At 48.0% G+C, this 10,203-nt stretch carries 10 protein-coding genes; 1 reads left to right on the forward strand and 9 read right to left on the reverse strand.

The features are described from left to right. Window positions 1–308 precede the first annotated feature (308 nt). The 5 genes from DIJ65_RS15755 to DIJ65_RS15775 form a co-directional block, all read right to left on the reverse strand. Window positions 309–719 (reverse strand): Fur family transcriptional regulator, encoded by a 411-nt coding sequence (locus DIJ65_RS15755; protein ID WP_071152135.1) that lies wholly within the window; start codon window positions 717–719, stop codon window positions 309–311. Further along, on the reverse strand, window positions 716–1,570 hold the full coding sequence (locus tag DIJ65_RS15760; protein ID WP_117303756.1) for a metal ABC transporter permease: 855 nt from the start codon (window positions 1,568–1,570) through the stop codon (window positions 716–718). Before DIJ65_RS15760 ends, DIJ65_RS15755 begins: the two co-directional genes overlap by 4 nt. A gap of 2 nt (window positions 1,571–1,572) precedes the next feature. Continuing rightward, window positions 1,573–2,337: a metal ABC transporter ATP-binding protein gene (locus DIJ65_RS15765; RefSeq protein WP_071152136.1), complete on the reverse strand. Its 765-nt coding sequence runs from the start codon at window positions 2,335–2,337 to the stop codon at window positions 1,573–1,575. 196 nt (window positions 2,338–2,533) lie between these two features. Next, the gene (locus tag DIJ65_RS15770) at window positions 2,534–3,427 is read right to left on the reverse strand and encodes a deoxyribonuclease IV (protein WP_071152137.1); all 894 of its coding nucleotides are present in this window, start codon (window positions 3,425–3,427) and stop codon (window positions 2,534–2,536) included. Window positions 3,428–3,439: 12 nt separating this feature from the next. Then, window positions 3,440–4,735 (reverse strand): DEAD/DEAH box helicase, encoded by a 1,296-nt coding sequence (locus DIJ65_RS15775; protein WP_071152138.1) that lies wholly within the window; start codon window positions 4,733–4,735, stop codon window positions 3,440–3,442. Window positions 4,736–4,864: 129 nt separating this feature from the next. On the opposite strand from DIJ65_RS15775, the gene DIJ65_RS15780 reads away from it, so the two are divergent. Continuing rightward, window positions 4,865–5,845, forward strand: coding sequence for a 4-hydroxy-3-methylbut-2-enyl diphosphate reductase (locus DIJ65_RS15780; RefSeq protein ID WP_071152139.1), 981 nt, complete (start codon window positions 4,865–4,867; stop codon window positions 5,843–5,845). Window positions 5,846–6,010: 165 nt separating this feature from the next. Here DIJ65_RS15780 and DIJ65_RS15785 read toward each other — a convergent pair whose 3' ends face one another. The 4 genes from DIJ65_RS15785 to DIJ65_RS15800 all read right to left on the reverse strand — a co-directional run bounded on the left by DIJ65_RS15785 (window position 6,011) and on the right by DIJ65_RS15800 (window position 9,556). Next, window positions 6,011–7,120, reverse strand: coding sequence for a Nif3-like dinuclear metal center hexameric protein (locus DIJ65_RS15785; RefSeq protein ID WP_117303757.1), 1,110 nt, complete (start codon window positions 7,118–7,120; stop codon window positions 6,011–6,013). Next, the gene (locus DIJ65_RS15790; RefSeq protein ID WP_117303758.1) at window positions 7,107–7,820 is read right to left on the reverse strand and encodes a tRNA (adenine(22)-N(1))-methyltransferase; all 714 of its coding nucleotides are present in this window, start codon (window positions 7,818–7,820) and stop codon (window positions 7,107–7,109) included. The genes DIJ65_RS15785 and DIJ65_RS15790 overlap by 14 nt, the downstream gene beginning before the upstream one ends. Window positions 7,821–7,881: 61 nt before the next feature. Beyond that, window positions 7,882–8,289, reverse strand: a complete 408-nt coding sequence (locus tag DIJ65_RS15795) for a c-type cytochrome (protein ID WP_071152140.1) — start codon at window positions 8,287–8,289, stop codon at window positions 7,882–7,884. A gap of 127 nt (window positions 8,290–8,416) precedes the next feature. Further along, window positions 8,417–9,556, reverse strand: coding sequence for an acyl-CoA dehydrogenase (locus DIJ65_RS15800; RefSeq protein ID WP_071152141.1), 1,140 nt, complete (start codon window positions 9,554–9,556; stop codon window positions 8,417–8,419). Window positions 9,557–10,203: the final 647 nt, after the last annotated feature.

Consider the following 10,203-nt stretch of genomic DNA (forward strand, 5'->3'; position numbering starts at 1 on the left):
GGGCTCAAAAGTCTGGTAGCACGTTATGAAACTTTGCGTTATGCATCTTAATTGAACCGCCGTATACCGAACGGTACGTACGGTGGTGTGAGAGGTCGGGAGTTAATCGCTCCCTCCTACTCGATTGTTCGAGTGTATTTAACTCGTTAATATGAAGGGTTTAAGAACTGGCGTTGCCATTTTTCTATGTCCAGACTCCAGCGGCCCAGCTCCTCGGGTCATAAGCCAGCCCAATTACGTGGCAAAAACCGCCACTTCATTGCGCCGTCTTACGCCTTTCGGAGCTTAACGGGCGCCGTCGCTTTTCATTATTTACATTCCGGGCACTTGCCGTAGATTTCAAATTTATGGTTGGCGATTTCGTAAGCCGGCAAAGCCGCTCCGAGCATATCCATCGGACACACCGGAATTTCTTTGATCTTGCCGCAGTCCATGCAGATGAAATGATGGTGATGCGAATCGCTTTCACAATGCATGCGGAAATGGCGTTCTCCCGACAATTCTGTTTCTTCCAATATTCCAAGGCTCACAAAAGTGGCCAGATTGCGGTAAACTGTGTCGTAGCTCATGCTTGGGTAATCCTTTTGCATGACGTCAAGCAGATCCCGCGCGGTCAGATAACGATCGTCTTTGACAAAAAGTTCAAGGATCTGGTTGCGCTTCGATGTTTCCTTGAAACCATTTTCTTTCAGAATATCCCATGCTTTATCAAGATTCATGCAATCGCACCTCTCTTCATGCCTACAGCTATTTTTTTATAGATCAGAACAATCAGCAAAAACAAAATTGATGTGACAACGATTGTGCCACCGGGAGCCAGATCAAAATAGAAAGCTGATACCAGCCCGGCAATGACAGATGCTTGTCCGAAAAGGATCGACAGGACAATGGTCTGCTTAAAGCTTTTCGATACGCGCATTGCGGTGGCAACCGGTATCGTCATCAACGATGATACCAGGAGGATTCCGACGATGCGCATCGAACCGGCAATGACGAGGGCTGTGACGATCATGAACATGAAATGAATCCATTTCGCGGGCAGCCCGGATGCCTTGGCGTATTCATCGTCAAAAGATAACACGAAAAGTTCTTTAAAGAACAGTGCGATGAAAGCAAGGACAACCAGGGCGATGGCGCCAACAATCAGCAGATCCTCCCTGCTGACAGCTGAAACCGAACCGAAAAGATAACCGAAGAGATCATTTGAAAACCCCTCTGCCAATGATATAAAGATGGCCCCGAAACCGATTCCTGCCGAAAGGATAATCGGAATGGCCAATTCTTCGTAATGTTTATAAAGAGTTCGCAGGCGTTCAATCAATACCGAGCCGCCGACAGAAGCAGCAATCCCCAGGAACAATGGGTTCAGAGTTGCAAAAGCTGCAACACTTTGGCTCAAGTAAAGGCTCCCGGCAATGCCCGCCAGTGTCACGTGGCTGAGGGCATCCGCTATCAGCGACAGCCGGCGCACGACGATGAAAACACCAAGCAGCGGTGCAATGACGCCGATAATAAGGCCGGCCCCAAACGCATTCTGCAAAAATTCATATGTTAAAATTGCGTCAATCATCGTCAATGTCCACCTCCCGTGTGGTGGATTTTTCTGACGGAATGGCCATACCAAGAGGCGCGTTCTTCGTCACTCAACGTCTGAAATTGCTCCTTGAAACCGTGAAAATGGATGGTCTGATTCAGACAGGCCACATGGGAAACCCGGTCAGTAACGGTATCCACATCATGTGTCACCATAACCATCGTTATTCCTTTGTCGCGGTTCAGCGACGCCAGCATATCGTAGAAAGCCTGTACATTCTGATGGTCGATGCCGACAGTCGGTTCATCGAGGATCAGCATTTTCGGCTTCGCTACGAGAGCACGGGCGATGAATACACGCTGCTGCTGGCCACCGGACAATTCACTGATGCTGCGATCCAGCAGTTGGTCCATTCCGACTGCTTTCAGCGCTTCCAACACATCTTCATGTACAGTTTTGGGCAAGCGTCGGAACAGTCCGGCTTTTTTCGCCAGTCCTCCAGCCACCACTTCTTCCACTGTAGCGGGAAAACCGGCATTGAACGAATTGGATTTTTGGGAAACATAGCCGATCCATTCCCGATGCTTGAAGTTCTTGGCATCCACTCCGAAAAGTTTTATCGACCCTTTTGAAGGTTTGATCAGCCCCAACATAATTTTCAGCAGGGTTGATTTCCCGGAGCCATTGGGTCCGAGTATCGCAAGGAAATCCCCTTTCTCCACTTTCATCGAAATATTGTCCAATGCTTTTGTCGCTTCATATTCATAGCTGATTCCTTTGATTTCAATCAATGGCGCATCCATATTGCCGCCTCTTTTCCAATTAAGAATGATTACGATTTACATCTTAAAAGTATATGCCAGTTTCGTATACTTGTAAACCAATCGATTCCCAAAAGACTACCCATTCCATTGGGATGCTTCCAAAACTTATTTACTGTTAGCCGATATTCCGCAAAAAATGCTTAACTTAAACAGGCAAAAAGAAAAACTCCTCTATTTAAAGAGGAGCTTTCATTTCTTCTATGGCACCGGGTGAGAAAATCCCGGCTTTGAACATTTCAATCTCAAACGCATATGGTGCTTTTTTGTTTTTTGCGTCCGCTCCGACATATGGTGTTTCCAAAATTTTTGGAACATGCATGAGGTCACGGTGATGGACGATGCCGTTCAGGGCTTCAAAACCGATTTCGCCAAAGCCGATATTTTCATGGCGGTCTTTCGCTGCACCACGGACGTTTTTGCTGTCGTTGATGTGAAGCACCTGCAGCCGGTCAACACCGACGATGCGGTCAAATTGGTCGAGGACTCCATTGAAATCTTCTTTGATGTTATAGCCCGCATCATGCGTATGGCAAGTATCGAAGCAAACTGACAGACGTTCGTTGTTTTTGACGCCGTTAATGATCGCTGCGATTTCTTCAAAATTACGGCCGCATTCCGTTCCCTTGCCGGCCATCGTTTCCAGTGCAATATTCACCGGAAAATCCTGGCTCAGCACTTCATTCAGGCCTTCGATGATTTTCGCGATACCCGCTTCAGTGCCGGCACCCACATGAGCACCAGGATGCAGGACAATTTGCTTCGAACCAAGTGCCGCAGTGCGTTCGATTTCCTTTTGCAGAAACTCAACGCCGTGTGCAAAGGTTTCCGGCTTTTGGGTATTGGCAATATTGATGATATAAGGTGCATGGACGACGATATTGGACAGCCCATTTGCTGCCATATGCGCCTGCCCTGCCTCAATATTCAGTTCTTCAATCGGTTTGCGCCGCGAGTTCTGCGGTGCCCCGGTGTAGATCATGAAAGTTGTCGCTCCATAGGAAGCCGCTTCTTCACTGGCTGCCAGCAGCATCCTTTTGCCGCTCATCGATACGTGAGATCCGAGTAACATAAATTCGACTCCTTATTTCTTGCGGTTTTTCCGACGCTCCGCTTTTTTGATTTCTTCCATTTTCCATTTCATCTTCTTCTTGTACATCGGTTTTACCGACTTCGGTTTATGGACCATCGTTTTGGCTTTGGCATCGGCTTCGTTTGTCGTGCGCACGCGGGTTTTTCTGCTGTGGCGCTCTTTCAGGTCGACAAATTCACCTTTGACGATATCTTTCTGCTGGAACGGGATGCCCATTTTTTCGACTCGGACAATCGCATCTTCTTCTTCCGGTTTAAAGAGGGTGATTGCAAGGCCTTTCATCCCCGCGCGGGCAGTACGGCCGACACGGTGAATAAAGAATTCGAGGTCTTCCGGCAACTCGTAGTTGATAACATGGCTGACGCCCTCGATGTCAATGCCGCGTGCCGCTAAATCAGTGGCTACGATATATCGGTACTCGAGGTCGCGGATCTGTCTCATCATCTTCACGCGCTCACGGGGTGCAAGATCGCCATGGACGCGGCCGACTTTGATGCCGTCTTTGGCCAATTGGTCCGCCACATAATCTGCATTCGTGCGGGTGTTGACGAAAATGATCGCCAGATAAGGATTGATGATTCCCATTACTTCTTTCAAGCGGTCCATTTTCTTTTTGCTGCGGGCGGGAACCAGGTAAAAATCAAGTCCTTCGGCAGTCGGACGTTTGTCGCCGATTTTGACATGGACAGGTGATTCCATGTACTTATTCAGAAAAGGCTTCAATTTTTCAGGAATTGTGGCAGAAAATACATACATTTCAAGGTCTTCCTGCATTTTTCCTGCAACCTGGTCAATTTCTTCAATAAAGCCCATATCAAACGCCAGATCCGCTTCGTCGACAACGAGGATTTTTGCGGTATGGACGAACAATGCGCGTTCGTTGACCATATCTTTCAGGCGTCCCGGCGTGCCGATGACAATATGCGGTTGGGTTTTCAATTTATTGATCGAACGCTGTTTGTCCGTTCCGCCGATAAACGATTTGACTTCAATGCCAGTACCTTCTGTAAGCTTCAGAACTTCGTTGTAGAGCTGGGTTCCAAGCTCGCGCGTCGGTGCTGCAATGACCGCCTGCACTTCCTGGCGGCTCTCGTCAATCCGCTCGACGATCGGGATGATGAAACTATGCGTTTTTCCTGTTCCTGTATGGGACTGGCCAATCGCACTTTTGCCTTTCAATATATGGGGCATAATCTCTTTTTGGATCGGTGTCGGTTCTGTGAAACCGAGCTTTTCCACTGCCTCCAAAAGGAATGGTTTTAATGAATATTCTTTAAAATTTGTCATGGGATTAAATTCCCTCCTTACGCTCCGTATATTATAGCATAAACAGCTCCCGGGAGCGATGCAACTTTTGTAATGCAGCACCGTCTCCGTTATAATGAAAGTATTGATTGTTGAAAGGAGCGGTACCAGATGAAAGTAATGAAAATATCGCCAAGAGGATATTGCTACGGAGTGGTCGATGCAATGGTCATTGCGAAAAATGCCGCAATGGACGAGTCGTTGCCCCGCCCTATTTATATACTGGGGATGATTGTCCATAACAAACACGTGACGGATGCGTTCGAAGCGGATGGCATCATCACACTTGACGGCACCAACCGTCTCGAAATCCTGGAGAAAGTCGAATCAGGCACTGTTATTTTTACAGCGCATGGTGTTTCACCGCAAGTTCGGGAACTGGCGCGGCGCAAAGGGCTTGTGTCGATTGACGCAACCTGCCCCGATGTGACCGTCACGCATGACCTGATCCGCGAAAAAACGGCTGATGGCTTTCACATCATTTACATCGGCAAAAGCGGCCATCCGGAACCGGAAGGCGCAATCGGTGTCGCTCCCGATCTGGTGCACCTTGTCGAAAACGTCGAGGATGTCAATCAGCTGGAGCTGACGGCGGACAAGATCATCATCACCAACCAGACGACCATGAGCCAATGGGATGTTGTGGAGATGATGGAAAGGCTGAAGGAGAAATTCCCGCATTCCGAAGTCCATAAGGAGATCTGCCTGGCAACGCAGGTTCGGCAGGAAGCCGTGGCCGAACAGGCCGGCGACACCGATCTTCTCATCGTCATCGGCGATCCGATGAGCAATAACTCAAACCGCCTCGCGCAAGTGTCTCAGGACATCGCAGGCACACCGGCTTATCGGATATCGGATATTTCCGAGCTGAAGCTTGAATGGCTCGAAGGCGTCGAAACAGTCGGTGTTACTGCCGGAGCCTCGACTCCTACGCCTATTGTGAAGGAAGTCATGAACTTCCTGGATAAATTCGACCCGGCTGATCCGGAAACACATCAGCTGACACGCTCTGTTCCATTGAATAAAATTCTTCCGAAAATCAAGCATCCGAAACCTTCGGACCGCATTGAACCTTATCCGGTAGGGGAATAAAGAAAAGCGGAAGCGCCCGTTCAGCTCTGAAAGGCATAAGACAGACCAGCGAAGTGGTGGTCTTTGCCGCGCAGCTGGGTTGGCTTATGACCCGAAGAGCTGGGCCGCTGAAGTCTGGACACCAGAAAAGCGCCGAATCTGCCATATGCAGATTCGGCGCTTTTTTTATAGAAGTTTAAACGGTTCCGTATCAACTTCGGACGGCAGGAATTCACATTGCCACTCCGTATGTTTGGCCATATGATTGGCCACACCAAGGATCATCACTTTCTCCACATGATGTCCAGGATCGACAATATTCAAGCCGATTGCCTGCGCATCCTGTGCGGTATGAAAATACATGTCTCCGGTGATATAAACATCCGCTCCTGAACGCTTGGCCTGCTGGATGTATTTATTGCCATCGCCACCGAGAACCGCCACTTTCTTCACGTTGTCATTCCAATTTCCGACCACCCGCACAAACGGCACATGGAGTTTCTCTTTCACCAACCCGGCGAACTCTTTCAAAGTCATTTCTTCAGAAAGCAATCCGACCCGGCCGAGCCCCATCGGCCGTTCTTTGTTTTCCAAAGTGAACACATCATAAGCCACTTCTTCATACGGATGAGCGGCAATCATTGCACGGATGACCCGGTCCTTCTCGAATTTGCGGACGACTACCTCAATCTTCGACTCTTCGGTCATTTCCATCTTGCCCGTTTCCCCGATATACGGATCAGCTTTCGCGGTAGGCCGAAAACGGCCAGTTCCGGACAGCGTATAACTGCAATGGTCGTAATCGCCTATCGCGCCCGCACCCGCCTTGCCGAATGCTTCACGTACTTCTTCTTCGTGGCTTTCCGGCACAAATACGGCGATTTTTACAAGTTCTGCTTCATAAGTTTCAACGAGCACTTCCGTATTCTGCAGCCCCAGCGCTTTCGCCAGAAGATCATTGACACCGCCTTCAGCGACATCGAGATTCGTATGAGCCGCATACACAGCGATATCGTGTTTAATCAGTTTTTCCAGTAAGGCTCCTTGCGAAAAATCTGTCTGAAGGGTTTTCAACGGACGGAAAATTGGCGGGTGGTGCGCGATGATAAGTTCCGCGCCTTTGGCAATCGCTTCGTCGACCACGGCTTCGTTGACATCGAGGGTCACGAGGACCCTTTCCACTTTCTTGTTCAATGTTCCGACATGAAGGCCGATCGGATCGCCTTCCATCGCTAAATACTTCGGTGACCATTTCTCAAATTCCTCAATGATTTGCTGGCCATTAGGTATTTTCATCGTGCAGCACCTCTTCCACTAATCGGATTTTGTCCACGAGCTCCTGTTTCTTGCCGAGAATATGGAGTGTCTGTTCGGTGGCTTCCATCGAAACAAGAATCCGTTTCCACTGTGCACTTTCCCTGCTCCATTTCTCGTTAAACACCGCAGATTTTTCTTTGCTCAGTATGGGACCCATCAAAAGTTCTTTTTCTGTAAAATTGATGGGAGAAGCTGATGGTTCCAGCACGAGGATCTCATATATCTTATCGTTTTCTTTCAGAATTTCTTCTTCCACGATGGCCCATCCATTTGACGCGGCCCATTCCCTGATCGATTTGCTGTGAACGTTGGGCTGCAGGATCAAACGCTGGACCCCTGCAAGTTTTTCTTTGCCATCATCGATGATTGAGGTGATCAGCGGCCCGCCCATACCAGCAATCGATATTGCCGTTACGCTATCAGCCGGATCTACCGCCGCCAAGCCGCTGGCCAGCCTGACGTCTATAATGTCCTGCAAGCCTTCCTGGCGGACTTTTTTTTGCGCGGACTCATAAGGGCCTTTTACCACTTCACCGGCAATAGCTCCCTTTATAACGCCCTTTAAAGCCAAATAACACGGCAGATATGCGTGGTCGCTTCCGATGTCCGCCAAAACTGCCCCTTCAGGTACATAGGAAGCGACTCTTTTCAGTCTGTCTGATAATTGTTGCGCATTCATCCAAAATCCTCCATTTGACAGAAAAACCCTTAGCTCCAGAAGAACTAAGGGTTTTTTGCTATTATTCTCCGAGTGATAGAACCCACTCGGCCATTGCCGGAATGTTTTCTTCTTCTACCAGACCGCCTGGCATAGCGCCTGCACCTTCTGCAATAATTTGTTCAATTTCTTCTTGGGACATTTCAGTATCTACCAATGATGGGAAAGCTCCGCTTCCTTCATAGCTTGAACCGTGACATGAAATACAGCTTTCCTGTGCTTTCGCTTCCGGGTCGAATTCGCTTGCATCCGCAGTGTCTTCGCCTTCACCAGAGCCTTCACCTGTAGCCATGCCATCGCCGTTTTCTTCAGTCCCATTTTCTTCAGCAATTTCAGCTTCGTTGCCGACGCCTTCCAATGACAGGAAGAATATCAAGCCGATACCGAAAGCCATGATTAAGATATAAGGTACAATTGCATTTTTTTGCATCCGTTACCCCTCCCTCTTTAAGTTCTATAAATGATAGTATTCGTATCATTCATTATTGTACTGTATTCTGTCCTAAACGAAAAGGCATAACGGATAAGTTTTGTCTGAATGTGACAATTTCAGTAATTTAACAGCCGATTTGACGTGCAATAACCATCCGTTGAACTTCCGAAGTGCCTTCTCCGATTTCGAGAAGCTTGGCATCCCGCATGTAGCGCTCCACTTCGTATTCTTTCATATAGCCGTAACCACCATGGATCTGAATGGCTTCATTTGCAACTTGCATCGAAATTTCAGAAGCGTAAAGTTTAGCCATGGAAGCTTCTTTTGTGAACGGTCGTCCTTGGTCTTTCATCCATGCTGCTTTGTATACCATATTGCGGGCCAATTCGATCTTCATCGCCATATCCGCCAATTTGAATTGAGTGATCTGGAACTCTGATAAAGTTTTGCCGAATTGTTTGCGTTCCTTCGAATACGCCAAAGCACGATTGAAAGCAGCCTGTGCAATTCCTACAGCCATCGCGGCAATGCCGATGCGTCCGCCATCAAGAGTTACGAGAAACTGCTTGAATCCGTCTCCGCGCTTGCCGAGCAGATTTTCTTTAGGCACACGGACATTGTCGAGCACTAATTCTGTTGTATTGGATGAATTCAGGCCCATTTTTTCGTAATTGTCTATGATGGTGAAACCTTCTGCATCGGTCGGCACGATAATCGCACTGATCTCTTTTTTGCCATCAACCATTCCTGTAATTGCTGTGATAGCCAAATGTTTTGCATGGCTTGCGTTCGTAATATAAACTTTCGATCCATTAATGACCCAGTCATCACCATCTTCAATAGCGCGTGTTTCTGTTCCGCCAGCATCTGAACCTGCATTGGGTTCAGTCAGACCGAAGGCGCCGAACGATTCGCCGGTACAAATAGGTGCAAGGTATTTTTCTTTCTGTTCATCCGTACCGAACAGATTCAGCGGTGCACCGCCAAGTGAAATGTGGGCAGAATAGGTAATGCCCGTAGATGCACATGCACGGCTCAGTTCTTCAGTAACAATGGCGAAGCTCGTTGAGTCAGCGCCTGCACCGCCGTATTTTTCATCAAACGGCAATCCCATCATCCCCATGTCGGAAAGCTGTTTGAAGATTTCAGTCGGAAATTCCTTGCTGCGATCACGGTCAATCGCTCCAGGAGCCACTACCTTATCAGCAAATTCTTTGATAGTCTTTTTAATCATCTGTTGTTCTTGCGTCAAATCGAAATTCATTGTTTTACATCCCCTTTAATCTGAATACGCTTACAATATTCATTATATAGCTAAAATTCCGACAAACTCAATAGATAAGGGTAAATTGATTTCTAAGCATACGAAGAAAGAAAGTTTTTTACAATCGATATTCCGCAAAACAGCTTGCTTGCCTGGGGGCTCGCGCTGAGCTAACTCGGGCTCTTCGCCCGAGTGGATCTCAGCACTTCGCTTGGTCCCCTGGGCGTCTGCGCTGTTTTGCTCCATATCTAAGCTACTCTCTAAGCGCCAGCGCGGCTATGGACTGAGCGGAGCTATAAGACGAGTGCTCTTCTCGGCTTATTGCGGGAGCTTTGTCCTTAGCGCCGAAGGGGCATATTTGCGTTAATTCTTTAGTTCAACCTATATAGGTGTTACTTAGCGCCGGCGCGTTTCAGGACTGGGCGGAGCAATAAGACGAGTGCTCTTCTCGGCTTATTGCGGGAGCCTTGTCCAGAGCGCCGAAGCGTGTGTAAAGGCTAATTCTTATGTTCAACTTATATCACTAGTGTTGCATAAAAACTGACGAAATATTCAGTCACAATTTTTCAATTATTTTTGCCAAAAAGGGAAGCACCCGAATAAAGGTAGCACTGTCCATTTGGTAGATTTATACAGTTTGACGAAGG

The sequence above is a fragment of the Planococcus salinarum genome, from assembly GCF_007004625.1.
GTDB lineage: Bacteria > Bacillota > Bacilli > Bacillales_A > Planococcaceae > Planococcus > Planococcus salinarum.